A 23437-nucleotide genomic window follows, 5' to 3' on the forward strand; every position below is an offset into this window, starting at 1 on the left:
CCGAGCCTCAGGAGGACGGTCTGCAGAGGATTCCGTGACGCGGCGCCAACAGGAACGCCAGTAGGAAAAGACCGGTCTGAACCAAAACGATGCAGCCAGCCGTCGAGCTGTCGGTCCAGTAGCTGAGATAAACGCCCAGAAGACTGGACAGCACACTGCTGCCGATCGCCAACCAGGTCATGCGATCAAAGCGATCAGTGAGGAGATAAGCCGTCGCACCCGGTGTCACCAACATGGCCACCACAAGGATGATGCCAACGGTTTGCAGGCCGGCGACCGCCGCAAGCGACAACACCGACAGCAGCAGGTAATGAAGAAAACCGGTGTTGATCCCGATCGAGCGGGCATGGGTGGGATCGAAGCAGAAAAGCAGCAGATCACGTCGGAACAGCAGCAGCAGCGCAACAACGACGAGGCAGATCATCCAGGTCTGCTGGATGTCAGCCGCGGAAATCCCCAGCACGTTGCCGAAAAGAATCTGAGTGAGATCGATATTGCTGCGCGTTTTGGAGACCAGGACCAAACCAAGAGCGAAGAAGCCTGTGAAAACAAGGCCGATCACCGTGTCTTCCTTGATGCGCGACTTCTGCTTCACGAAACCGATGGTTGCCACCGATCCCACACCGAACACAAAGGCTCCCAAGGAAAAAGGCAATCCCAGGGCGTAGGCCAACACCACACCGGGAAGAACGGCATGGGATACGGCATCGCCCATCAAGGCCCATCCCTTCAGCGTCATGTAGCAGGAGAGCAGACCGCAGACTCCGCCAACAAGTGCACTGATCATCAGCGCTCGCACCATGAAGTCATGACGCAGAGGCTCTAGCAGGACGTCAGGCAATGTTGTGCCCCCTCTGATCCCTGCGCTGTTTCAGCAAACAGGCCATCCGGCAGACGGTGAAGATCACTGGGTCTGCCCCCGCAGCACATCAGGTGGAAGACCACCAAAGGCCTGCGAGAGATTTTCCGGAGTGAAGACCTCCGATGTTTCTCCGTAGGCCAACACGGTCTTATTGATCAGCACCACCACATCACAGAAATCACGCACATGACTGAGGTCATGGGTCGAGATCAGGATCGAACAGGACTGCTTACGCAATTGCAGAAACAATTCCGCCATCAGCTTTTCAGTGCGTACATCAACGCCACAGAAGGGCTCATCGAGCAGCAGCACAGAAGCTCTCTGGGCAATCGCCCTGGCCAGAAAAGCTCGCTTGCGCTGACCGCCGGACAACGAAGAAAGGGGGCGATCTTTCAAATCCAGCAGTTCCACCCGCTCGAGCGCATTACGGACCGCCAGGCGATCGGACTGGCGAGGAATGCGCAACAGATTCATCGAGCCATAGCGGCCCATCATCACCACATCCCAGACAGATACAGGGAAATCGCAATCGATACCCTCGCTCTGAGGCACGTAGGCCACAGCCTGCTCCCGCTGAGCTTCAGCCACCTTGAGTCCGTTAATGCGGATCTGCCCCCGGGACGGACGAACAAAGCCGGTGAGTGCCTTGAACAGGGTGGTTTTGCCAGCTCCGTTCATCCCCACCATTCCGCAGATGCAACCGGCAGGCAGCGTCAGCGACGCGTCGTAAAGCGCGACAGAGCCGTTGTAATCAACGCAGAGCTGATCGGCTGCGATCCGAATCGTCATGGCTTTGGATCGGCGGCGGAACCCAGCCCTGCTCGAATGAGTTTCACATTGTGGCGCTGCAGATCAAGCAGGGTGGCGGCAGGACCGTTGCGATCCGACAAGGAATCAACGTAAAAACTGCCGCCGAAACGACTGCCAGATGCCCTGGCAACCTCGCGCTGGGCCTTGTCACTGACAGTGGTTTCACAGAACACGGCAGGGACCTGATCTCGCTTCACCCGTTCAATCAACCGGCCCATCCGACGTGGTGAGATCTGACTTTCGGCGTTGACGGGCCAGAGATAGGCCTCTTCAAGGTCGTAATCGCGCGCCAGATAACTGAAAGCGCCTTCACAGGTCACGAGCAGGCGCTGACCAGCAGGCAGAACCTTCAAGCTCTTGCGCAGCTCCGCATCCAGTTCCTGAAGACGACTTTTGTATGCCTCTGCATTGGCCTCGTATTGCTGCGCACCCTCGGGATCAAGCGTCGAAAAAGCCTCCACCAAGCGGTCGACGTAATGCTGGGCAGCTTTGGGAGACATCCACGCATGCGGATTGGGGCGACCGGCGTAGGCGTCCTCTCCGATCAAGAGCGGTTCAATGCCATTAGTGAGCGTCACCGAGGGCACATCACCGGCCGCTTCCATGAAACGCCTGGCCCAGAGTTCAAGACCGAGTCCGTTTTCAAGAATCAGATCGGCACCGGCAGCGCGCTCGATATCACTGGGCGTGAATTCATAACCATGAATCTCCGCCCCGGGCTTGGTGATGGACTCCACCTGCAGCCTGTCGCCAGCAACATTGCGGGCCATGTCAGCGAGGATCGTGAAGGTCGTCAGCACCTTGGGGCGACTGCTCTGAGCCGAACGATCTGAGCCACGCCCCTCCTGAGAAGGATCCCCCGCACCGGGAGTCCCAAGCCGAGTCGAGCTATTGCAGCCAGCCGTGATGAAAAAGAGACTGATCCAGGCAGTGACAAGAGGCAGGCCCCGCTTCAACAAATCGAGCTCACCGTCGCGTGACACCTCTATACCTACCTTAAGGGATGACATCCATCATTTGATTCTGACTTTTCCTGAGATTGAGCTGAGATTTTCCAATCAAACAAAGAGATACAGCACAGGCAATGATGCCCGAGCCAGCATACAATCAGTCACCAAAATCGTGAGCATGCTTGTGCATAGCTTCCACGATCAGATCATGCATCGTCGGCTTCACTTCAATAGCACTGCGATGCAAATAAGACGTTAAATCGCGCAATGCGCGATCAACATCACTGGCAAAATGAGAGCATTGACAAACTCAAACATGACTTCTATTAATACATCTCAGCGGAGATGAGCCGTCTGAATGAATACTTCGAACAACATGATGACTCAGATCAATCGTTCCAGCCACATTCACGTGATCTACGCGCACCGACTCAAAACGACTCGATGAACTCACGCCACATGTAGTGGCCGACAACGCCGGTCGAAGACACACTGCGACAGAGAGGCCCACGCACCAGCCCATCCGCTCGCTCGATGGCACTAGATCTGGGGCTTGCGCAAAGACGCACACCAGACCTATTGGTAGAAGTGTGAATGGGAGGCGGCATCAGCCGCCGCTACCCCATTCCAGAGCCGGGTGCTGGGGACTTTCAATCACCGGCTTCAGACTCCCCGATCAGTGATCGGGGATTTTTTTTGGCGCCTGCAGCGCTCGGAGCAGTAGCGCACCTCATCCCAGACGTCCTTCCATTTCTTACGCCACTGAAAAGGCCTGCCACAGACAGGACAGGTTTTCACGGGGCGATCGCGAGGGCGAACCCCAGAGACAACACTCGATCGCTCTGTTCGCTGCCTAGCCATCAGCGCTAACGAGCACGAAAAGGCCCAAACCCAACTCAAAAGTTAGGGCAACTGGCCAGCAATTCGAGACGCTGATCCAACCTGATCAGATGACGTCCCGCCACGCAGACCGGATCGACGCCAACACCATCACGCAAAATTGACCAAACCCCAACCAATCGAAGGTTAATTCTTTAGCAAAAATAAATACCTATTTGAGATTTAAGAAGCTGCTGAACTGGCTCCAGGCATTGGTCATAGTTTGAACACATTCGGTTTCTGGCGTGGCATGGCTCTGCATCATTCGGCACCGTCCTGCTTCATGCACTGGAGCGTTCAGCGCGTGACCAACAACCTGTTTTCGGTGTCAGCAACCAGCGATGGCCTCGATTACACCCATGTGGGCAATTACCGGTCCGTGGAAGATGCCAACCGGGCTGGTCGACGCTTCGTCTTAGCCAGAGCACATGAACATGGCCACAACAACCCTGAGAGATCGGGAGTCACACTCCATCAACATCGTCAACGAACCAGCAACGCGCTGGCTGGCTAAGTCAAAGCTGATGAGCCCTAAGTTCATGTTCAGCGTGAAAAGCTTGAGATATTGCGTCTGGCACTAAAAGCCTCGCTAGAAGGGCAACATCATTTCACATTGATCTGCAATTCAGATTGGTCTTGACACTGATCGCTCGCGAATCAGGATCATTGAAGTAGTTGTCGAAGGTTGATGAACGCACTCTGCAACTCGAGTAAGTGTTATCAGCTGATTTCTGGAGGTCGTTCAGGGATGGAAAGGTCTCGCTCCTGCATCACCCGTTGTTGAAGCTCACTAAAGCGCTCATCCCGATCCAGTACAGAAAACCAGCGGCGCCTTCCACCCACAACAATGAAATCTTTGGACTTCGCGGTCTCTTCATTTGCCATGGAATTGGCTCCTTTGCTGACTGAGGCGGGCTCGTAGCCATAAGTTGGCTAGAACCTAACGAAGCCATGATTGCGATGAAGACCGAATCAGCTCTTTTTCAGCGGAGCTTAAGGTTTCAGTAAGACTTGAGACACAACAGGTCATGATTCACCCGAAAGTGTGATCAAACAGACCAATCAATGAGGTTCATTATGAGCCATTGAACTGGATCGACATCTGCTTAACGACGCTGATTCGTGCCAACAATTGACGAATAATGCATGGACCAATGGATGTGACTAGTCAGCTCGAAATCCTCTTTCCTTGATGACTGCCAACAACCCCATATTTGTTCTCCACTGAGGGCTGTGCTCAAACCAGCGACCGACATACCCGAGCCCATGAACTCCAGGACAATGGCTCTGTGCTTGAGATGAAAAGAATGTGGATGACTCTTGCTGAAGCGGTCTGGTGATCCTGCTGGTCTTGCTGGTCATCCTCCTGGTGGTGTTTTTGGGCTTTGGCAGAGCCTGACACCACACTTGCGGCAGTCCAGGCCGGTAAGCGAGGGATCACTGAAAAACCTGGGGAACCGTGTGATCTGCAACAAAACGTTTGAATGATCCCGATACCTTGCAACCATCCCGCATTGGTGATTGACATGAACGGCAGCATCCAACTCACCACCGAGCAGCAATTTCAGATCGAACAGTTCAATCGTGCTCTCGACACAACCCAGGACCCGGAACAGCTTCGTCACTTAGCCAGACAACTCATGCAGGCCTGGCAGACCCAGAAAGCGGCAACCTGCTGGGTGCTCAAACAGGACATGCCTCCACTCATGGCGCCGAATGGATGATGCCGCCAGTCTTGGCCTCCATTGCCTAAAAATCACCTGTTTTCAGTGTCCAATGAACCTCCTGAGCCCCACAACTGGCTGACCAGCACGATTAGGGTTTTCTCAGATCGGTTCACCCATGGTTGAGCTTTACCTGAACGCAAAGCTGCATAGCTGCATCACCGAGGATGCTTACCGATCGGTGCTCACGCTGAAGGATCTCGACGACCAGGATCTCAAGCTGCGCAGCGACCTGCTCAAGCAGGTTGACAATGGATCGATCAGGCTGACCTGACGACTCCAAAAATCTTTGTTTGAGCCCAACGACCCACGCTTCTGGAGATTTCTCCTGGGCATTGTCGCACTGCTCGTGGGATGTTCTTTGGCCTGGTTGATCCTCTATCTCTAACGATCAGCTGATCAGCATCCAAAGCAACGACACAACGGTGAGACTGACGCCAGCAGCCAACAGAGCCAGCAACAACACACTCCCCCCAGCGAACCAAAGCAGTCGACGGAATGTCTGGGGGAAGAGCAGATAAAGGCTCAGCCCCAGAGCAACAGGCCAAAGGGGCGGAATCAGCACACAGACGACGGTGAAAAGGCCAAGCTTCAGACGTCTTTGCGACTCCTTCGCCTGCTCCTGTCGGATCAAACGCTGCTCATGCTCAAGCTGCTCAAGTTCGTCGTCACTCAGCCAGCGACCCATTTCGCGAGCGTGGTTCAGCTCCCGCTCCAACTGCTGAGATGACATCGAATTGGCCATCCCCTGATGCTATTCAGCGATGGTTACGTGTGTCGCTCTTAAGCCAGGACCGTTCAAGTGAGGCGCGCACCTGATCAGGGTCGAGCGATTCCAACCGCTGCTGAGCCTTCAGTTTGGAACGAAACGGACCTGTGAGCCGCCAAAAGCGCAGTGCAGAAGCAACAGCCACAACAGCCCAAGCAACCAGGATCCAGCGGGGATCATGCAAGTTCATCGACATCCATTGGCATGACGGAAAGCGGTTGTTTCAACTGGGAGTGTGACCAACCATTGGCCAAACGGTGACCCGATGGCTGCAGATGCCCAAGAGACCTGAGATCCCTGCATCAAAATAGATGGATCAGACTGGCTCACGGACAGGCTTCAAAGACTCAGAAGACCTAGATCGTTCTAGGGAAGAAGGCATCACGCCTGCCGAAACTGGACACAACAGTCACTCACTGCAGCAATACAACACGACGCAACGTCAGACGAAACAGACAAGAACGACAAGGGAATAAGACTTGCCAAGAGGTCAGAAGACATGAGTCACAGGCATCCCATTCAAGAATTTCCAAAGAACTAGGCTTGATCTGCAGGAAGCACACGCTCAGCTCAACGCAATGAAAACTCTTCCAATTTTTCTAGCGTTCGTAGTGAGCAGCTTGACGGCATGCGACAACAACTATCAGTCAGTGCTACAAGCAGAGAAAGCATGCGAAAACTGGGCTCGCCAAGGCATTGCATTCACCCTTGAGCCAAGCGGATACCTCGAGAGTATCGAATACAAGGGTGCAACAACCAATCGATTCTGCGAGAAGAAAGAAATCCAATACATCGGCTACGTGTTTGATCTACCAGACGCTGACAAACCTGTTTTTGCCGATGAGTTAATGAAACTTCGAGGCGATGCCAAACCCATTCAAAAATTCAGATGGTAAATAAATCGACAGATCTCAAGCTAATGCTCATTCATTGAGCAGACTAAAGATAGCAACCTTCCAATCATGACGTATGAGCAAGAGATCATCATTAAATGCGCGATCAAGGGAACTCTCGGAGGCCTAGACAAAAAGATGACAGCCGAGGAGCTCGATCAATTATTGAATGGCTCACAAGACTGGAGAAAGCACTTGGTGATTGAGGAGATCACAGAAGTTGCAACCATCCATGCGGGGCGGAGACGCCCAGAAATCGAATAGCGCCGAGTTATTCAGCATTGAATCCATCAAGGAGTGCTGATATTGCTACCAAGCGCATCAGTGAGGAGCCTGGTGATCGCGATAGATCTTGATTGAAGGGACGCCATGGCATCACGACTGGCGCAGCTGTATTTGAAAATTGGTTAAGGAGTCTGGCAATCAAACACAGGTTCGCAACGATTAACCAATCAGAAGTGTTTCTATGCCAAGCAAGCATCAAAACAGTGACGACGATTACATTGTGATCGGCGGCAAGCGGCGTTGGTTCGGCACACCGATGTCGCCAGAGGATTCACCAACCAAACAAGACGCTTATTCTAAACAGACGTCATCAACAAAGAAGAGCACTGTCGCCTGACAGGTCGCTGGTCTGAGTTGATGATGCCCGAGCCTTTTCAATGCCTCATCTGTGGTCAATCCGTTGGAGGCTCGATGGAAACGTATTGGATTCGCCATGGCCATATGTTCTGTTCGCCTTGCTGGAGCGGAGTTCCACCCCTGGACGAACAACTGCCAGAGCAAAGACTTGCAACCCAACATCGTTTACTGATGCTGATCAAACACCGGCGTTTCCACATTTAAATAAGTCACACATTGTTTCAGCAATTGAATTGATGCGCCGACGTCATGGATGCCCATGACTTAACCCGTTGGCCCTAAGCACGATGATCAATTCTTAGGCATTCCACGAATCTGACTCGTCGTCATCGGGTGGCCCAACCAAGAGCACATCACAATCGCGCTGATTCACTTGAATAACCAGAATTCGTCTCGGGGATTCGTCATAGCCTTTCTTTGCGGTTGCAACAGCCTCAACAACATCATCCATCGTCGTAATGGCTCCTCTCTGCAAGTCTGATTGAGCCTCCTTCCACAACTGAGCGAATTCCTCTCCGGAGTTCATCAGCATTTTGTGCATGGCTTTCTCTGCTCCCCGTTCTTTTGCGAGAGCAATGAACTGTTTCACCAGTGGACTCGACATCGCAGACGAAACTCTGAGATGAGTCGAGAGCCCTGAAAGAGTCGTCTGCATGACTTCGTTCTGCTGATCGATCACCACGCACTCGGCACTGAGATCAAACGCAGTCCTGTTGCTCAGTCGCAGCCAATGCGGCTCGATGTCACTCCAATTGCGCTTCATCGCATGATTCTGGCTGATGTGACAAGGGCAATCCCTGGGGACATTGCTCGAGCCGGGATTGAGAAATAGGCATTAAGCCTTAATCGTCGAAAAGAAAAAAGCGTCCATAGTCAGGAACCGCAAGGAGCCCCATGAAAGAACTGCACCTGTCGCTCCCCCTGTTCGGATGCACGGTTGCTCTAGCCGTCATGGTGATGACCTTCGTGGTGAAAGCAACTGCCTAAAGAGGGCTATGTCGTTGGACGGTTCTGTCAGTCGACCCGTCAGTGGGCCAGTCAGTCGTCCACGCTGAAAAGTGAAAAAGGGGCATCCCACTGCCCCTCCTTGTTGTTAGCGGGATCCAGCCCAAGGAAGCACGCTGAGGCAAGAGCAAAGATTTATACAAGAATTCGTGACTTGGGGCACAGGCACCAAGGGCAGATGGCAAGGATTCAGCAGCTGCAGACCACCTTGAGGCAAGCCCACGACATGACGAAGCGCCGTGGCTTGTGCCGTTCAACGGACTGACCGAACGGCAACTGGCACAGTGCCACTCAAGTGGCTAGTTTGGCTCTGTGAGGAGAAAAGCTCACGGGGTGGAAACAAGGACACACTCCCGCAGAGTTTTCAGAACCCCTGCCTTCGGCGGGGGTTTCTTTTTGATTGATCGTCAAGACCGTGGCACGCGGATCGTCGAGTTACAGCCCATCGATCTGAGTGAGACGAACTGCCCATTCGCCACGTGAATCACTCATGACGGCAGGTCATCAGACAGCAAACCCCACGGGCTTTGAAAGCTGGTCGAAACGATTAAGGTGCCAGCCCTCGGGATGGGGATTTTGACGCACCAGCTGAATAATCGGGTGGTCGTGATCTGCCGTTCAGACGAAAGCTCTTGGCGACCGAACGGGATCAAGGGAGCACCGATCGAGTCGTATTCGATCGGCATTGATCCAATCACGAGGAAGATTCGCAGCGATCGCAGACCGGAGAGCTGTCTGCAAAGCTTCAGCCACAGCGCCAACGGCACGCTGATCGAATTGTCCAGCGAGGGGACAGGGGTGATTGCCATTGACACCCTTGACCTGCCGCGCAGCACTTTGGCGGTGGTACGCCTGATTTCCAATCGCCAAGGTCACGATATCCACCTGGTTGAAGGAGTGAAAGCTGAGGATTTATCGGCTTACAACTGGAGCCTGGAGGGCAAAGAGAGATTTCAGCTGTTCAGGGATCCAGCTCCACCCGCGGGCTGGGCGGGAGACCTCAATGACTGGCGCAGCAGTGATCTCTATCGATCCCATCAGCAGAATTTCGATCATCGGCTGGACCAAGAATTCGCTTCAGCGGTGCACGCCCTCTCAATTCACATCACTGCCGATGATCAGAGAGTTTTTGACGACTTCATCACCCGTGCCTGCGCTGAGAACACCGGCTTGTTCTGGGACATTCGCAAAGCTGCGGCCACTTATGCACTGCAGGGAAACTTCAGCCAGAACGACCTAAACCGAATGGTTTATCTGGCACAGGAGGGTATCGCTCCTGCTGAGCGGTGCCTTGAGTGCACAGCTCAGCAGTTCCTCAAAGCCCTCTTCGATCACTGCAAGCAGAGCTCAGAAACCCTGAGCGATGAGCAGATTTGGGATGCTCAAACCCGGTGCGACCTGCTGAAGCTCGATCAGCTCATGCCCATCGTGCAAACCAAGTCGAGATACAAACCGTTCCTGTACAAGTGGCTGTGGCGACTCGACGGCAAGCCCGATCCAAGCCTGATCGAAAACCCCGACCTTTACGAGATCTACCGCGAGGAATTGATCGCTGATCGTGGCAAGATCATGGCCGCCTTTGGAGTTGATGGTGCTCTGGAGGTCGACTATCGCGACCAAGTGATCAACTCCATGCTTCGAGATGACGGCTGGACCCTGGTGGAGACTGACCGGTTCGAAGAGGAGGAACATCGACGACGAGCGGGCGAGTTGTAGCTCATCAACGGCATCACCCCTAGCTTGGGTCTCCATTGGTTCTGCTCAGCAGACAAGCTCACCTTGAAACGCATTGACGGTCGAGTGCTGATTGGTGTGATCGGAGTGTTTCTCTTGGCGGCTGCGGCCTATGAGTACTCACTCGTACAGGGGTTAGCGCCTGCGGCCTGACTCAACGGGTTCATTCTTCAGGGCTACAGGCATAACTCACGATTCCCCCCTTGCGTTGGCGGAAATCAGGCTGCTCAGGATCCTCGACTTGCCACCACCAGCGACCATCGGTGTAACTGGGAGCCCCAGCATTATTGGTACGAGGTAATTGCAGGGTGACGCCCCGCCAACTGAGCAGGATTACATCCCCAGGGACGGTGCCGTCAGCACTGTTGGGGATCGGCTCAGCCGTAGCACCGAAAGCGTCACGACCCAACTGAATGGGTTCCGCGGTGAGGAGGTCACCGTCACAAATCCAGGCCGCTGACACCGGCAGCTCCGCTGTGACGATCATGGTCAACACCAGCAGGAGCTGGAACAATCGGCGGCACAGAAGCTTGAGCCATCGCAGAGGTTGATCCACAACAGCGCCTAGAGAACGACAGAGTGACATGGTCGCACCCTCATGCAAGTCCAGTTCAATGCTCTCTCCCTTCGTTCCGTTCTGTCCAATCAGCGCCGCGAAGATTGCCGGTCTCAAGGCCACAGTGACACTGTTGCTAATTCTGTTGATCAAATCCAAGCTGCTGCGAGTCAAGATGTCGTTGCTCGGCTCTGTGCTCGGCTTGATCATGCTCACGGGATTTTTGTTGAGCACCGGTCTGCTCACCCTGGTGGCAGGTGGAGCCGTGGCCTATGCGGCTAATCAAAACAAGCCATGAGTTCACAGTCACCAGAAGTCATGACCTTCCCCAACCGTGACCAGGTTCTCGCCGCATCGGCTGGCTGGGTGGCCGTGCTGCTGAATGTGTTGCCGGGCCTCGGTGCTGGCTATCTCTATCAGCGTCGCTGGAAGGCCTACTGGATCACATCCGCTCTTGCGACGAGCTGGTTTGTTGCCGGTGCTGCACTGGCACAGGGGGCCGCAGCTGATGCGGAACAGCAGAATCAGCTGGTGGGTCTGCTGGGTCTTCTGTTGCTGGCTGGCATCACCGCAGCGGAAGCAGGTCTTGCCGTTAAACGGGTCCGCAATGCTGGCTGAGGGACTCCCTCTCGCGGAAGACATCCTTCGCTTCTGGTTTGAAGACTGCAGGCCCTGGCAATGGTTTCGGCGTGACAGCGAATTTGATCGTTCTGTGAGTGAACGATTCGGGGTGCTGGCGGAAGCCGCTCAGGACCAAAAGTTGATCGACTGGGAGGTCAACCAGACGTCGTGTTTAGCGCTCGTGTTGTTACTCGACCAGTTCTCTCGACAGATCTGGCGGGACCAAGCCCGTGCCTTTCAGGGAGATCTCCTTGCACAGCGTTTGAGTCATCTGGCCCTGAATCAACGTTGGTTGGAGCATGAGCCTCAGAGACCACGTCGACAGTTCTGGTTAATGCCCCTGTTGCACGCCGAATGCCTCGAGACGGTGAACAAGGCCATCCCTCTTCTGGAGAGATGGGTTGATATCGCAACGGCCGATGTGGCCCGGCGAAACCGCGACATATTGATCAAGCATGGGCGTTATCCCTGGCGAGATGGAGCGTTGGGCCGGTGATCCATGCCGAACCAGGATTGTGTTGTGAGCTCTGTGAATGTCTCGGTTCTGTGCACTACCGGGTGCGCAGCGAAGCAACCAGAGAGTGGACTCTTGTGTGTGCAAAGTGCTGGACAAGAATTGCCACCCAATCGGGCTACAGATACGGAGGAACGCGCAAGGCGAATCGCCGAAAAAGAAAGCGATGAGGCTTCGCTTCAGCACGATTCTTTCGATCTACACCAAGCTCGACTTGCATCCCGTCAAGCAACTGGCATCATCAGCACAGTTCGAGATGAATCTGAGGTTGGAGCAATCCAACCTCTTTTTTTGTGATTGCACTATCTCGTCGACGCCAATAAAAAACCACAGCGTTAGTCGTGGTTGAAATTGGAATTTCGGATATTCTCCATCACCCGAGCCGATATAACAAGGCTAGAGATCATCACCTCGGAGTAGGCGTTCTTGTATCCGTTGTCACGAACTTGAGATTCAAGCTCCATTTCGAGACAAGCAGGCAGTCGCGATGAGGTCTTTTGATTGGACGTCATGGTGACGACGGAACTTGCTGTGCAAATACAACCAGGTGTGTTTTCCATGCACCGAACCACACAGCGGTGGCTATACCTCTTGTAGTTGGCTCTCCTCACCGAGATTCCCAACTCCTCACACCCACTGAAGACCCTATGGGTCTTTTTTTTTGCCTTGGGTCAGCTTTCTGATTGGCGACCCACAGAGGGATCACTGCAGTCGTCATAGTCAAAGTCCGATTTGCGTCGAGCTTTCGGGCGTTTGCCAACCCAGTGGATAGGGATACCCACTGGGTTGGACAGCGTTAAGCAGCAAACATCACTGAACCTTGCCGTCTCAACCACAGAGCCGTGCTGAGGTTGGCATTGGAGCACCAGACCACTCCATTCAGCCGCCATGACAGGCACTCATGCGCTCAATCGACCAGGCGGCAGATTCTGAACTGGGCCTGCCAAAGCAACTGAGCTGAGCCAGGGAGGCCACACCAACCGGAATCAGAGTGATCGCAATCACAATCAACGCCACTCCCGTTCCCGGCGAATGAATGTTGGCTTGAAAAAACGGCTTGTTACCCATAAGGGCCATTCAAGCAAGGGCAGCGTCTGAGTGGATTGGTTCAGGCCTTGCAAGCACCAATGGATTTGACCCAATCAAAAAGGCCCCTTACAAGAAGGGGCATGATTTGCTTCAAGGCTTCAAGAAAAGACCACCTTTTTAGGCTCGGGAAGGTCCAGGCCTTTGCCCTTGAAGTGTCAGCTCACTTCGCAGGAGCTTTTGTGTCACCAGGCTGATTCTTGTGATGTTCAGCGTTGGGGTTGTTGCAGCACATCGGCTTAATCGCGACTTCAATCGTCCTAACAGCCGAATGATCTTGAGCAACTGAAAAATGGCTGAGAGTTACACAAAAGCGTTAAAAAGCGATAATGGTTATCACTCTCACTCCTGACAACAGACCCCAGGCTCAGCGCGGCAATCAAGTGCAGACTGGCGAACTATCCGCCACAACGACAACCACAAGCGCCTGCGGCATCATGACAAGGCTCATCGTTGGGGTGCCCATTGGCGCAAGCATCAGAACAAAAACTTTGGCCGTTTCTTTGAACAGCAGACGAACCGCCAGCTTCGCAGTTGCAGTGCGGGCATGCGCATTTCAAGGCTGTTGCCATCATCGAACATTCACTTCTGAGATAGGTCTAACAGCAAATGGAGGTTCGTCGACCTGAGAATAAATGAAAGTCACACAATTGCACGAGTAAACGATAATGATTATCGCTTAATCCTTCAATCTTGAAACGATTATCACGCTGGTGTGAACTGGATGTGTTGTGAACCAAAGAACTCGAAGATGGGCTGGGGTTGCTCCCAGCCAGGTTGAGGTAAGGAGTCATGGCTGCCCCCTGAAAGACCAACAGTTGAGGCACGCAAAGAACCTCCCTTTCGCAAGGCACCGAAGTTGAATGGTGTTGAGACAATCAGCCGTCGATCACAGCAACCAAGTCACAACAGCAGAATGGTCCCAGATGAATGTCATTGATGCGTCTGCTTGCTTCGCTGTTGGCTCTCTGCATCGCCCTGCTGATGCCGGGCAAGGTTCAGGCAAGCTCTTTGGAGATTGACATCCACAGCATCTCCAACGACGGAATCGGCGAATCGATTGGCACCGTTCTGGCCAGAGACAGTCAGAACGGACTTGTGATCACACCATCCCTCACCAGTCTGAGCGAAGGCGAGCATGGTTTTCATCTGCATGCCGGCACGTCCTGCCAGGCAGCTTTCAATGATGAGAACGTGAGCATCGCAGGGCTGGCAGCCAAAGGGCACTGGGATCCCGACAACACCAAGACTCACAGCGGTCCGTTCAGCGACGGACATCGTGGTGATCTCAGTCGCCTGATTGTCAATGCCGATGGCAGCACCACCACCGAAGTTGTGGCTCCGCGGCTGAACACTGCTGATCTGCGAGGGAGGGCTCTGATCGTTCATGCAGGAGGAGACACCTACAGCGACGTTCCCCCACTCGGCGGTGGAGGTGCGCGCATCGCTTGCGGTATCGCAGGATGAGCGGCAGACGCTGATTCAGAAACTGCTCTGGTTCTGACCGGCGAAACGACCTTGATAGTTCTCTTCGCCATCAAGACTTTGGAAGATGAACTGACAGATGGCTGTACCAGGATGAACGGCAAGAGGAGCAGGTCCGAAATTGCTCATCTCCAGCACCTGTTGACTGTCGATTCCAGGTCCCATGAAGGGTGCACTGATATGCACCATCAGACCCAGGCGAGCAAATCGGCTACGCCCCTCGAGCCATCCACAAAGGCCAGGGCCAAGCCTCAAACGCTCTTCGGTGATCCCGAGGATGGTTTCACCCGGCATGATCAGAATGTGGTCTCCTCGTGCGATGTCGACCTTGTCGGTGAACGAGCGGTAGTCGGTGTGTTCATTCACATCGACAATTTCGTGAACTTTGCGAAAGACTCGAAAACTGCAAGCCAGCGTGAGATCGACTGAGGCAGGACCGACATGCTCAGGAATGAACGGAGTGATGGTGATGGCGCCACTGTCGATCGCCCGCAGGATCGCCTGACGCCCGAGAACGGCCATAAAAAGAATGTCTGGCCGTTCAGGTTATGGACAACTGGACTCTGCGGCCAGTGCGAAAGACAGACAATGCGTCAGCCGAACGTCCTTCCGTTCCAGCCGAAGAAACTCGCAGGAACATCATCGAAGCTGATGTAGATCCTGTCGGCAGGAATCCCCGTTCGAGCCGTGATCAGCTCACAGAATGCCTCTGTCATCGCAGATGGGTGCAGGGCCCCGATGGACTTGACCTCAACGAATGCGGCAGGAGCGGATGTACCGGCGAAGGTCATCGGCACATCGGTCTCGAGCAGTGTCATCACGTAGGCCTCTGGCTTGCCGGTCTGCTCGGCCAACATGGCTGAAAGCTCAAGCAGAAGCTCGTCTCGACGATCCACAGAAGCAAGCGAGGTGCGCAATGTGATCAGAGGCATGGTGAACGTCTCAAATGGCCAATAGTCTGAGTCTTCTCAACGCTGCTGAGATTCTCGAAAGGCCTGAAGTTTGTCGATGTCTTTTTCCTGATCGATCGAATAGTCAGTGAGGATCAGCGCCTTACCAATCGTGCCAAGGGCGTATTCAATCCGATCGAGATCTGCACGTCCCTGCTGATCAGCCCGGGCAGTGCGAATCACTGATGGAGTGAGCTGGTCCGCCAACTGTTCGATTGCATCAGCAATAGCGCTGGCCTGGGTGAGGAGGTCACTGGAGCCCACGAAACAAAAGAATGCGGTCTGCACTGATCATGCCAACAGACAGCGACAAAAAAATATTGCCCTAGTGATTCAACGACTGTTCCAGCGATTCCAAACACGTCGATGCCAAGGCGTCACATCTTGGGGTGGAACGCTATCCCCCTGTTGCGTTCGCTCGATCTGATCGATTTCCTGACGGAGCTGCTTGAGCACAGGAATCAACAGAACTGCGGCAACCAGTCCCACAACAAGCAGAACCGGCAAAAGCGTCACCATCCAGACCGTGACGATGACCAGAACAGCAAAGCTGATCAACTGTTGAAGCCAAGTGGGGCGACTGCGCCCAGGCAGTTGCTTCATGCGCTGCGGAGCGGCGTGGTTAATCAGCCAAGGAGAACACAGGATCAGGTCAGAAAACAAGAATGCTGTTGATTCAGCTGTATTCGCCTGGAGGCTGGCGTTTCGACACCGTGACACGCCCCACCTTCTGACCTGAGAAACGCAGCAGCTCATCACCGGCGAATTCATAGCCAAGGCCGGCAGCAATTTTGGCCACATCATCAGCAGTGGATGAGGCCAAAACAGCATCCTTCAACGCTGGATCGCTCTGCATCAGAACCAGAAACGCCTTCAACTGATCGAGAGCCATGGACATAAGCGACCAGGCTGATCATCGCCTGTAGCGGCACCCTTCGGAAACAGAAACGCTGAAGAGCTCCAATGTTTGACCAGAGTGTGATGTTTTTTGCATCAACAACAAAAAGATCTAATTAGATTAATTTAAAATTTAAATTCAATGAAGTTCAACCTTCCCTCACAGCAGGGCCTAAAAAAGAAGACCGAAGAAATTCTGCTAAGCAATAAGTCATATACTGCGATTTTACTGATCTTCAATGTGGCCTACATTCTCCCTAAATTCACCCAAACGTCTGACCCTTCAAGCATCATCATCGCCACAATTCCACCCGCTTTTGTCATTTCAGTTGTCATCACCTTCGCAAGAGACCAATATATTAAAAATACTCTCATACGCAGATTGATGGACGACTCTTACATACCATCCGTCTACAAAAGTGATATTGACCTCAGAGCACTTGAAAATCCAACACCATTAAAAAAGAAGAGAGCTATGACCAGGCAATGGCTTGAAGCCAATATTCTCGACCGAATCAGCAGCAAATAAGGATCCAGCACCCCAAAGAGACTTTATAGAAGACAAACTTCCAGCTAAAGTTCCGAGAACATATGTAAAATTTTTAATCAACCAAATCCAACCAGTCTCAGGTGGCACTTCAGCTCCCAGTCCGTTGCAGACAGGGCCGAGGTTCCAATCGGTCACCAGATGAGACGGTCAAAGAGCGGCAAATCTGCTAAATGATGATTAATGAGCACAACTCGTTCAATGCTCCAGGGTCGATACGAGCACAAAGGCATGGCTTATGTCATTAAAGAAATGACCGGTGGTCCTGGATATCTCGTGCTTGGCTCACCCAAGGGACACCTCAAGCAACTGGGCAGAGAATATCCATCCCTGAAGGCTGCGGATGCTGCAGCACGACGCGCCATTGACCAGATGCTGGCAGAAGCGCAGTAAAAAGCCCTCTCAGAAGGAGGGCTTTCTCTGCAGGTGGGCCTGCACATGGTAGAAATACTTAGTACTGAATCGTGGCTGTCACACCAGATTCTGAATCAGCTTCTCGATCGCTTCATCAAACCCAGGCCTTGAGAGGTTGTGGGAAACGATCGCGATAAAGCCTCGACAGACTCAGAGAGCCAGAACCAGCGATGGCAAGCACCAGAAAAATGAACAGATAAAGCGCTGAAGTCTCGTATTCGTAGTTGTGGGCTTCAACAACTCCGAAGGGAGCGCCTTGAAGACCGGTGTCGAGAAAATGGAAGGTCATCGCGAACAACATCGTCGACAACAAACCAATCACAGCTGGACGAGTGGCGATGCCGAAAACAAGAACAACAGATCCGATGATTTGTGTGTATGCAGCAAGGTATGTCCAAAGGACATGGTCAAACGGTAAAAAAGGAAAGTACTGATCAACAATAAATGAGGTGAATCCAACAGGATCCTGCAACTTCTCAAACCCATGATGAATCATGAGAAAACCTGCTGAAACGCGCAGAATCAGTAAACACAAGTCAGAGGAAAATTGATTCGACGTTTCTTCACTCATGACTTTCAGGCAAACTAAAACCTGATCATCTTACTCTTGATCAATGCCTGTCCGTTGTCGAACCACGCACGGGGGCAAAACGAGTGAAAGAGGTGCGCTGGTGAAACCATCCCTAGTGCTCACCAGCACAACCTGCTTGATTCGAATTAAATGGAGAAACCACCCTTCATCAAATCAATCCAATTGCGGACCAGCAATCGGTACTTCAACCATCGGACAAACAAACAGATTGGACTGAAATGAATGAGACCAGATCAGGTGTCGTGAGTTGCCGAGCGGGCGTAGCAATGCATCGAGCCAGAAGAACTCCTCAAAAACTGAGGTTCTTGAAACCAAAAACATCTGCATAGAGTATCAACAGGCACACTGGCGAAGGCTTGTGCAAACGTAAATTGAATCAAGCCGGATTACAACGCCTGTCCGAAGAATATTTCCTCATAACCCATCCCGATGGGACATGGGAAATCATTCATGAAGATCGCATCAGCACACTTCAACGGTCATAAGCGTTGGCAGCATGGAGCAAACTCAAAGTAAAAGGAGAGTTGACAGATGCTGCCAACCTTTGTTTGGTCAGGAGATGACATTGACAGGTTGGAGTCTTGGTGGTCCAATCGCATTGAAGAGCTGATAGCCATGAAACAGCCTCTGGCTGCATCAGCTCTCTTTGATGAATTCCAACTGGAGCAACGAAGCAATTTCAATCATCCAGACTGACTTTTGATACAATGATCATTCGATTGCATGAGTGATGACAGTGGAAAGACTCTACGGCGAAGATAAAAAAAAGGCTCTATCGATCTTTTACGACAATTTCTGCGAAGAGATTGATCAACTCTTCTTCAATAAATTTCAGGAACTTTCAGATCTGAACGTGGGAGAAGGTGAAACGACCAGGATTGTTGGTCGTCTTCTGAATGCGAAAACCAATGTGATTGATCAAATCAGAGGTTAACTCCTCAGAAACAATAATGACCGCCTTAACAAGATGATCAAGAGCGATCAGGCTTAGATTCAACCCAATGGATGAATCAAGAGGGAGGCTGGAAAATTCACAGCAGCCAGAGAAAGAAGCGCTAAATTGACTTTAGTGATGACCTGAGAGCGTGGAGACGCGAAAACAAAATCAAAAATCGTCTGTGTGGACATGGTTGCTTCAACCGCTAGACAAACTCAAAAGGCGAGTTGCCGTAGTTCCCTCAGTCAATGAGACGGTCAGTGCCATGAAAGACATCGGCGTCGACCTGACGAATGACGCCAATCAAGAATGACGCTGAGCACGCTGCCCATGCATTGAGATCTAGAGACTGGCATGCCATCTAAACCCCGTGATCGTGTCGGTGAAATCTATGGCCGATTGACCGTCATTCGCTCATCCGAACGCCGCACTAAAAGTGGCAATGCCTATTGGTGGTGTCGTTGCAGCTGTGGCAGAGAAAGAGAGGTGCCCGGAGACAAACTCTCAACCAACACAGCCCGCAAAAAACCAGTGATTACGGCTTGTCTGCTCTGTTCCAAAGAACTGCAGGTTGAAGGTGTCTGCGCCAAGAACGATCGTGAAGAACGTCAGAGACGGGAGGACGCAAAGCGTCAACGCGATGCATTGAAGGGGCATGTGCCGGATCGCTGGCTACGACTTCCTCTCACTGATGCCCATGCTCGCGAGCTGGGTCAGGTTCTGTTTTTTCGAGGAACGTTTTGCCTGCGAGGTCATCTGGCCCCGTATCGCATTAATGGAGGTTGTCTTGCTTGTGCAGGCCAGACACCATCAGCTCACTCGGCACTGATCACAAACAGCCCAAACTCAGCTCAAAGCAAGTAATGACAACAACCAGGATGCATAGCTTGTCAGAGAATCAGAACCAGGTCTGAACAAAAACCTGACTCAGGCACTCCCTCTGGCTATCAAACCAGCAAGGGTTCAAAAGACGATGACAAGATTTGTACTGGGGAGTGGTGAGATCTTCGAGTCTGAAAGAGATCCTTCAGATTTTGACACTTATTGCTACAGGAAAAATGGGCAGGAACAAACCTGCCATCTCCTCTCTTACCAATCAGAGATCGCCTTCTTGATGGTCTTGGGTGATGACCTCAACCTCCGCTACGAGCCGGTTCAAGCCCAAGGTTGAGGCGATGATCAAAGATTGACCAATGACATCTTGGTGCGATCTAATGAACGCGCGTTGTGCATCGATCAGGCGAACTCGCTAGACCAGTTGTATGACTGATAACAGCAAAAGACGAGCGCTTGAAGCTCTGATCGAGAAAGCAGCCGCAAACCTCAACCTCAGCGAAGAGGAATCTAAGGCTTTGATCGCACCGATTTCTGAGCAATTCAAACGACTCGAAGCCGACAACTGAATCACTGAATGCGTTTTTGCTCTAGCTCACGCAAGGATTCGTAAGCAGCCCAAAGACCTTCTGTGACTGTGCAGCTTCGGCTTTGATCGCAGACTCTGTATTGACCACCTCCCAGAGCATCGATGGTTGATCCCTTTGATGTCAGGCAGATGCGACTGGATTGAGCCATTGAAATGCAGATTCGCATCTCTTGGTCTACAACTGCGAAATTACACCAATCAATCAAATGTTAATCATCTAAATTATTCTCTTTGATGAATATCAGGGGCTGAACCCTCTCACAGACTTCGAGATGAAGAGTGATCAATCAAGCAAGACGCGGAAGTCGAGCACTAAAAGAACGTCTTGCCAGCAATCCAGGAATCAAAGGGTGCTGTGGCAGCTTCAGACAAGGCCAGATAGCAGGTCGTGACCATACCGATAAAAGCAATGCCAACCCCAGTGGCAATCAGCGACTCGTAAAGTTTCTGGGCAGCCCTTGTCTCAGGACTGGGGAAGACGCGACGTCGGGCCATACCTACTCCTGAATGAGATTATTCTGGCCACCTATGGCCTGAAAGAGCAACGCAAAGAAGCAAAGATTCGCAAGCCCCAACCATGTAACTTTCGCTTTACGTTGTAAAGATCGCGTTACGTTCAAGGCACAGCATCGATCCCGAGGGCAACACCCATATCACTTTCGCTGGAGAATTAACAAAAATCTCACAATCAAATGCCTTGACAATCAATCAGCCTGCTCCTCAATGATGAGGCCCTTTGTGACTCAGTGATGACGGATCAAAGACTGATAATCCTGCTGCAAGAAGCGGAGGAACATCTCCTCAGACAGAGCTGCCGCAGTCGCTATGAGAGATCAGTTGTGCGCCTTCCTGACAGCAGGCGGAACATCTGGCTCAAAGACGACAAGCGAGCTGCTTAATCAACGCTGAACAGGCCTCCTTCATGCCTAAGACCATTGCCCTCGGGAGATCCACGTGGTTTCAGGTATCAGGTGAAAGGTGCAAACAAAAAGAACCGCTCCAGAACTGAAGCGGTTCACCCCTCAAGCCAAGCGATCCCCATCACCCGGCCGTTTGCACCACATCTTGTGGTACTTAGAGAAAATGTTAGTGCGTGAACGGCATATATGGAGTTACTAAAGCTGCCCTTCAGGTTTGAATGAACTATTAACAGTCTTGAAACACTCGGGCGCAAAACTCTGCATCTAGCGTCCCAACGACCTAGTTTTGGAGACCCCATCACCCGGCCTGCCCCAGTGGCAGGCTTTTTTATTGGAAAGCACTAGTGGTGGGGCATGACCATGGGTCAGCTGTCCGGAGTCGAGCTGGGCAGCATTTTCAGGAACCGCAAAAAAAAAGGCCCGAAGGGCCTTCAGGGGGTGTGAGGAGTTGGAATCTCTGTGAGGAGAACCAACTGACCGAGTTCTAGCAGCTCCTTTGTGCCATTCAAGAGACCGGCATGCCAACAAGTGGCACTGTGCCAGTCAGGTGGCTAAATTCATTTTGTGAGGAGAAAAGCTCACGTGGTGGAAACAAGGACACACTCACGTTGAACTTTCAGAACCCCTGCCTTTGGCGGGGGTTTCTTTTTTGCAGATCAAACCCAGCTTCAGCGAATTCTTCAACGCTCATATGGAAGGCTCAATGACCGAAAAGGAGACATTGGTCGAACAGGTTTTCGCAAAATATCGTTCCTACTGCAAAGACATCGGCATTACACCAGCCGAGATGATGCAACAGGCCTATCTCAGCCACCTCAAAAGCCTCACGACAGAACAGCTCAAAGCAAAGCTTTGACTGATAGCCGTATCGACATGAGCAACAGCCTGAGCTTCATAGGTGAGTAGATATGCTCAAAACCAAGGCCACAGAAGCATTTTGAACATCCTTCCGTAATCAAGCCAACGAAGCGCCGGGGGAGAACTCGCCAGAATCTGCAGGCATAAAGTTTTGTAATGGACTCCCAGATTCGACAAGTCCTGCAACGAGAAATCCTCGAGCGTTGCAATGAAGAAGAGCGGGAAGCTGTTGAACGATGGTTCAAAAGTTTCCAAGCCATTGGCTTGTCCAAGCTGAACGGCATGTCCGTAGCAAGAGGAACCACGATGTCTTGCCCTCTTTATTGAGCTGTGTGTGTGCGGTGATGCGCACTGATCAGCCACCACGACCTGCGTTAGGCCATAGATCGTTTCGAGTCTTGTTATGGCGATCCAACCATCTGATCTTGGTGAAGCATTTGTCAAATCCGGGAAACGCCTGATCACCCAACGATCTGCCGATGAATGGGACGTGCGGGCCTAAAGCCGATCAGCCCCAAATTAATGTTTGATGCAGTTTCGAACAAAGAATGACAAGTTCATCCTTTAAATCCAATCAAGTTGAATTCGTTGCAGGGATCAAAGCCAAACATCAGTGCGATGGAGACGCAACTTTCCTGATCCATCGCATTAAACATTGGAATCAGCTTTATTGACGTGATTCCATTTAGCTTGTATTCAGAATTCCAAGATTGAGAATAAGTGTGCAGAAGCAAGGGCAACATTTACGTCAATATTAGAAGATGTCAAACAAACAGCTTATCGACAAAAAGCACAAACATAATAAAGCCTACATTGAGCAATGCCAACACCCCACAGAACGCAAGAGTCAACATTGTTCAACCTCGACGAAGTTGCTGGATCCGCCTAGGCACTCCAACCTCAAATTGATTGAACCAGAATTAATCTTCTTCACGCTCGGCCTGACGTGCACCAATTGCGAGGGCAGCAACAAAGGGCAGGATTGCAATTGCTGTTAGAACTTCCATCAAATCACCATCCACTCTTCAAGAGCTGACCGACAGAGAATTACCGTCGAGCCCACCAAAGTGAACGACTAATAATTCCTCTTGAGTGATGAAACCATTCTCATCAATCAACTCAGGATGAGTTGTCTTCAAACCAGTTCTGTCACCAGTCCGGGATTGACGCCTGAATGCCAACGCCATGCCGCGAAATGCCGACAACAGCACAAACGCGCAAGCAACGGTGTAAGCGAGGGGTAGGAATGCTGTCGACATACTCAGCTCCTTACTTTTTTGATCGAAGGAAGATCCGAAGGCTGAGCCAGGACGTAGACGACACCTGCGGTAATCACAGACGCAAATGCGATGAGGCCGTAGATAGCTGC

The 23437-nt window shown here is 52.0% G+C and carries 34 protein-coding genes; 15 read left to right on the plus strand and 19 right to left on the minus strand.

What is annotated here, in order from left to right; translation table 11 throughout:
* Nucleotides 1-7 precede the first annotated feature (7 nt).
* The 4 genes from DXY37_RS10920 to DXY37_RS10935 form a co-directional block, all read right to left on the minus strand.
* Complete coding sequence (locus DXY37_RS10920) at nucleotides 8-802, minus strand: metal ABC transporter permease (RefSeq protein WP_067098433.1); 795 nt, start codon at nucleotides 800-802, stop codon at nucleotides 8-10.
* 102 nt (nucleotides 803-904) lie between these two features.
* Complete coding sequence (locus tag DXY37_RS10925; RefSeq protein ID WP_115126847.1) at nucleotides 905-1645, minus strand: metal ABC transporter ATP-binding protein; 741 nt, start codon at nucleotides 1643-1645, stop codon at nucleotides 905-907.
* 2 nt (nucleotides 1646-1647) lie between these two features.
* Nucleotides 1648-2682: a metal ABC transporter substrate-binding protein gene (locus DXY37_RS10930; RefSeq protein ID WP_115126713.1), complete on the minus strand. Its 1035-nt coding sequence runs from the start codon at nucleotides 2680-2682 to the stop codon at nucleotides 1648-1650.
* Between the two features lie 603 nt (nucleotides 2683-3285).
* Nucleotides 3286-3483 (minus strand): DUF2256 domain-containing protein, encoded by a 198-nt coding sequence (locus DXY37_RS10935; protein WP_115126714.1) that lies wholly within the window; start codon nucleotides 3481-3483, stop codon nucleotides 3286-3288.
* A gap of 241 nt (nucleotides 3484-3724) precedes the next feature.
* On the opposite strand from DXY37_RS10935, the gene DXY37_RS10940 reads away from it, so the two are divergent.
* A complete protein-coding gene (locus tag DXY37_RS10940) occupies nucleotides 3725-4015 on the plus strand; it encodes a hypothetical protein (protein WP_115126715.1) in 291 nt (96 codons plus the stop codon).
* Nucleotides 4016-4221: 206 nt separating this feature from the next.
* On the opposite strand, the gene DXY37_RS13405 is transcribed toward DXY37_RS10940, so the two are convergent.
* On the minus strand, nucleotides 4222-4386 hold the full coding sequence (locus DXY37_RS13405; protein WP_170951865.1) for a hypothetical protein: 165 nt from the start codon (nucleotides 4384-4386) through the stop codon (nucleotides 4222-4224).
* Nucleotides 4387-5027: 641 nt separating this feature from the next.
* Between DXY37_RS13405 and DXY37_RS10945 the strand changes: the two genes are divergently transcribed.
* Both DXY37_RS10945 and DXY37_RS13410 read left to right on the plus strand, forming a co-directional pair.
* Nucleotides 5028-5225 (plus strand): hypothetical protein, encoded by a 198-nt coding sequence (locus tag DXY37_RS10945; RefSeq protein ID WP_115126848.1) that lies wholly within the window; start codon nucleotides 5028-5030, stop codon nucleotides 5223-5225.
* 118 nt (nucleotides 5226-5343) lie between these two features.
* Complete coding sequence (locus tag DXY37_RS13410; RefSeq protein WP_170951866.1) at nucleotides 5344-5499, plus strand: hypothetical protein; 156 nt, start codon at nucleotides 5344-5346, stop codon at nucleotides 5497-5499.
* Nucleotides 5500-5616: 117 nt separating this feature from the next.
* Here DXY37_RS13410 and DXY37_RS10950 read toward each other — a convergent pair whose 3' ends face one another.
* Nucleotides 5617-5958 carry a hypothetical protein gene (locus DXY37_RS10950; protein ID WP_244277097.1) on the minus strand — a complete coding sequence of 114 codons (342 nt, stop codon included), beginning with the start codon at nucleotides 5956-5958 and terminating at the stop codon, nucleotides 5617-5619.
* A gap of 25 nt (nucleotides 5959-5983) precedes the next feature.
* Complete coding sequence (locus DXY37_RS10955; RefSeq protein WP_115126717.1) at nucleotides 5984-6190, minus strand: hypothetical protein; 207 nt, start codon at nucleotides 6188-6190, stop codon at nucleotides 5984-5986.
* Between the two features lie 382 nt (nucleotides 6191-6572).
* Between DXY37_RS10955 and DXY37_RS10960 the strand changes: the two genes are divergently transcribed.
* Nucleotides 6573-6890 carry a hypothetical protein gene (locus DXY37_RS10960; protein ID WP_067098291.1) on the plus strand — a complete coding sequence of 106 codons (318 nt, stop codon included), beginning with the start codon at nucleotides 6573-6575 and terminating at the stop codon, nucleotides 6888-6890.
* Between the two features lie 463 nt (nucleotides 6891-7353).
* Nucleotides 7354-7509 (plus strand): hypothetical protein, encoded by a 156-nt coding sequence (locus tag DXY37_RS13415; RefSeq protein WP_170951867.1) that lies wholly within the window; start codon nucleotides 7354-7356, stop codon nucleotides 7507-7509.
* Between the two features lie 318 nt (nucleotides 7510-7827).
* On the opposite strand, the gene DXY37_RS10975 is transcribed toward DXY37_RS13415, so the two are convergent.
* Nucleotides 7828-8211, minus strand: a complete 384-nt coding sequence (locus DXY37_RS10975; RefSeq protein WP_136975598.1) for a hypothetical protein — start codon at nucleotides 8209-8211, stop codon at nucleotides 7828-7830.
* Between the two features lie 875 nt (nucleotides 8212-9086).
* On the opposite strand from DXY37_RS10975, the gene DXY37_RS10980 reads away from it, so the two are divergent.
* Nucleotides 9087-10250 (plus strand): hypothetical protein, encoded by a 1164-nt coding sequence (locus DXY37_RS10980; RefSeq protein WP_136975599.1) that lies wholly within the window; start codon nucleotides 9087-9089, stop codon nucleotides 10248-10250.
* Between the two features lie 181 nt (nucleotides 10251-10431).
* Here DXY37_RS10980 and DXY37_RS10985 read toward each other — a convergent pair whose 3' ends face one another.
* Nucleotides 10432-10854, minus strand: coding sequence for a hypothetical protein (locus DXY37_RS10985; RefSeq protein ID WP_371638136.1), 423 nt, complete (start codon nucleotides 10852-10854; stop codon nucleotides 10432-10434).
* A 28-nt stretch (nucleotides 10855-10882) separates the two neighbouring features.
* Here DXY37_RS10985 and DXY37_RS10990 point away from each other — a divergent pair, with 28 nt between their 5' ends.
* Genes DXY37_RS10990 through DXY37_RS11000 form a run of 3 tightly spaced genes read left to right on the plus strand, consistent with a single transcriptional unit; the run spans nucleotide 10883 to nucleotide 11941 of the window.
* On the plus strand, nucleotides 10883-11122 hold the full coding sequence (locus DXY37_RS10990; RefSeq protein ID WP_115126850.1) for a hypothetical protein: 240 nt from the start codon (nucleotides 10883-10885) through the stop codon (nucleotides 11120-11122).
* Between the two features lie 20 nt (nucleotides 11123-11142).
* On the plus strand, nucleotides 11143-11442 hold the full coding sequence (locus DXY37_RS10995; protein WP_115126851.1) for a hypothetical protein: 300 nt from the start codon (nucleotides 11143-11145) through the stop codon (nucleotides 11440-11442).
* The gene (locus tag DXY37_RS11000; RefSeq protein ID WP_244277099.1) at nucleotides 11411-11941 is read left to right on the plus strand and encodes a DUF924 family protein; all 531 of its coding nucleotides are present in this window, start codon (nucleotides 11411-11413) and stop codon (nucleotides 11939-11941) included. Before DXY37_RS10995 ends, DXY37_RS11000 begins: the two co-directional genes overlap by 32 nt.
* 897 nt (nucleotides 11942-12838) lie before the next feature.
* Here the strand turns inward: DXY37_RS11000 and DXY37_RS11010 are convergent.
* Both DXY37_RS11010 and DXY37_RS11015 read right to left on the minus strand, forming a co-directional pair.
* Nucleotides 12839-13036, minus strand: coding sequence for a hypothetical protein (locus tag DXY37_RS11010; protein ID WP_136975600.1), 198 nt, complete (start codon nucleotides 13034-13036; stop codon nucleotides 12839-12841).
* A 407-nt stretch (nucleotides 13037-13443) separates the two neighbouring features.
* Complete coding sequence (locus DXY37_RS11015) at nucleotides 13444-13620, minus strand: conjugal transfer protein TrbI (protein ID WP_115126724.1); 177 nt, start codon at nucleotides 13618-13620, stop codon at nucleotides 13444-13446.
* 364 nt (nucleotides 13621-13984) lie between these two features.
* Between DXY37_RS11015 and sodC the strand changes: the two genes are divergently transcribed.
* On the plus strand, nucleotides 13985-14512 hold the full coding sequence (gene sodC, locus DXY37_RS11020; RefSeq protein ID WP_115126725.1) for a superoxide dismutase family protein: 528 nt from the start codon (nucleotides 13985-13987) through the stop codon (nucleotides 14510-14512).
* 15 nt (nucleotides 14513-14527) lie between these two features.
* Here sodC and dcd read toward each other — a convergent pair whose 3' ends face one another.
* The 5 genes from dcd to DXY37_RS11045 all read right to left on the minus strand — a co-directional run bounded on the left by dcd (nucleotide 14528) and on the right by DXY37_RS11045 (nucleotide 16372).
* Nucleotides 14528-15052, minus strand: coding sequence for a dCTP deaminase (gene dcd, locus DXY37_RS11025; protein ID WP_115126726.1), 525 nt, complete (start codon nucleotides 15050-15052; stop codon nucleotides 14528-14530).
* Between the two features lie 71 nt (nucleotides 15053-15123).
* The gene (locus DXY37_RS11030) at nucleotides 15124-15462 is read right to left on the minus strand and encodes a phenylpyruvate tautomerase MIF-related protein (RefSeq protein ID WP_067098322.1); all 339 of its coding nucleotides are present in this window, start codon (nucleotides 15460-15462) and stop codon (nucleotides 15124-15126) included.
* A gap of 36 nt (nucleotides 15463-15498) precedes the next feature.
* The gene (locus DXY37_RS11035) at nucleotides 15499-15744 is read right to left on the minus strand and encodes a hypothetical protein (protein ID WP_067098324.1); all 246 of its coding nucleotides are present in this window, start codon (nucleotides 15742-15744) and stop codon (nucleotides 15499-15501) included.
* A 69-nt stretch (nucleotides 15745-15813) separates the two neighbouring features.
* The gene (locus DXY37_RS11040) at nucleotides 15814-16083 is read right to left on the minus strand and encodes a hypothetical protein (RefSeq protein ID WP_115126852.1); all 270 of its coding nucleotides are present in this window, start codon (nucleotides 16081-16083) and stop codon (nucleotides 15814-15816) included.
* Between the two features lie 73 nt (nucleotides 16084-16156).
* The gene (locus DXY37_RS11045; protein WP_115126727.1) at nucleotides 16157-16372 is read right to left on the minus strand and encodes a Nif11-like leader peptide family natural product precursor; all 216 of its coding nucleotides are present in this window, start codon (nucleotides 16370-16372) and stop codon (nucleotides 16157-16159) included.
* A gap of 147 nt (nucleotides 16373-16519) precedes the next feature.
* On the opposite strand from DXY37_RS11045, the gene DXY37_RS11050 reads away from it, so the two are divergent.
* Nucleotides 16520-16906, plus strand: a complete 387-nt coding sequence (locus DXY37_RS11050) for a hypothetical protein (protein WP_115126728.1) — start codon at nucleotides 16520-16522, stop codon at nucleotides 16904-16906.
* A 201-nt stretch (nucleotides 16907-17107) separates the two neighbouring features.
* A complete protein-coding gene (locus DXY37_RS11055; RefSeq protein ID WP_136975601.1) occupies nucleotides 17108-17317 on the plus strand; it encodes a hypothetical protein in 210 nt (69 codons plus the stop codon).
* A gap of 115 nt (nucleotides 17318-17432) precedes the next feature.
* On the opposite strand, the gene DXY37_RS13705 is transcribed toward DXY37_RS11055, so the two are convergent.
* The gene (locus tag DXY37_RS13705) at nucleotides 17433-17909 is read right to left on the minus strand and encodes a DoxX family protein (protein WP_115126729.1); all 477 of its coding nucleotides are present in this window, start codon (nucleotides 17907-17909) and stop codon (nucleotides 17433-17435) included.
* A gap of 1312 nt (nucleotides 17910-19221) precedes the next feature.
* On the opposite strand from DXY37_RS13705, the gene DXY37_RS11070 reads away from it, so the two are divergent.
* Together DXY37_RS11070 and DXY37_RS13425 are read left to right on the plus strand one after the other, a co-directional pair.
* The gene (locus DXY37_RS11070) at nucleotides 19222-19731 is read left to right on the plus strand and encodes an early protein (E6) (protein ID WP_115126730.1); all 510 of its coding nucleotides are present in this window, start codon (nucleotides 19222-19224) and stop codon (nucleotides 19729-19731) included.
* A gap of 398 nt (nucleotides 19732-20129) precedes the next feature.
* On the plus strand, nucleotides 20130-20270 hold the full coding sequence (locus DXY37_RS13425; RefSeq protein ID WP_170951869.1) for a hypothetical protein: 141 nt from the start codon (nucleotides 20130-20132) through the stop codon (nucleotides 20268-20270).
* Between the two features lie 332 nt (nucleotides 20271-20602).
* On the opposite strand, the gene DXY37_RS11085 is transcribed toward DXY37_RS13425, so the two are convergent.
* A complete protein-coding gene (locus DXY37_RS11085) occupies nucleotides 20603-20785 on the minus strand; it encodes a hypothetical protein (protein WP_115126732.1) in 183 nt (60 codons plus the stop codon).
* Between the two features lie 1056 nt (nucleotides 20786-21841).
* Here DXY37_RS11085 and DXY37_RS11090 point away from each other — a divergent pair.
* Complete coding sequence (locus tag DXY37_RS11090) at nucleotides 21842-22066, plus strand: hypothetical protein (protein WP_136975602.1); 225 nt, start codon at nucleotides 21842-21844, stop codon at nucleotides 22064-22066.
* A gap of 1027 nt (nucleotides 22067-23093) precedes the next feature.
* Here the strand turns inward: DXY37_RS11090 and DXY37_RS11100 are convergent.
* A complete protein-coding gene (locus DXY37_RS11100; protein ID WP_115126735.1) occupies nucleotides 23094-23327 on the minus strand; it encodes a DUF2973 domain-containing protein in 234 nt (77 codons plus the stop codon).
* Nucleotides 23328-23437: the final 110 nt, after the last annotated feature.

Origin of the sequence: Synechococcus sp. GEYO, from assembly GCF_900473955.1 — a bacterium.
GTDB lineage: Bacteria > Cyanobacteriota > Cyanobacteriia > PCC-6307 > Cyanobiaceae > Synechococcus_C.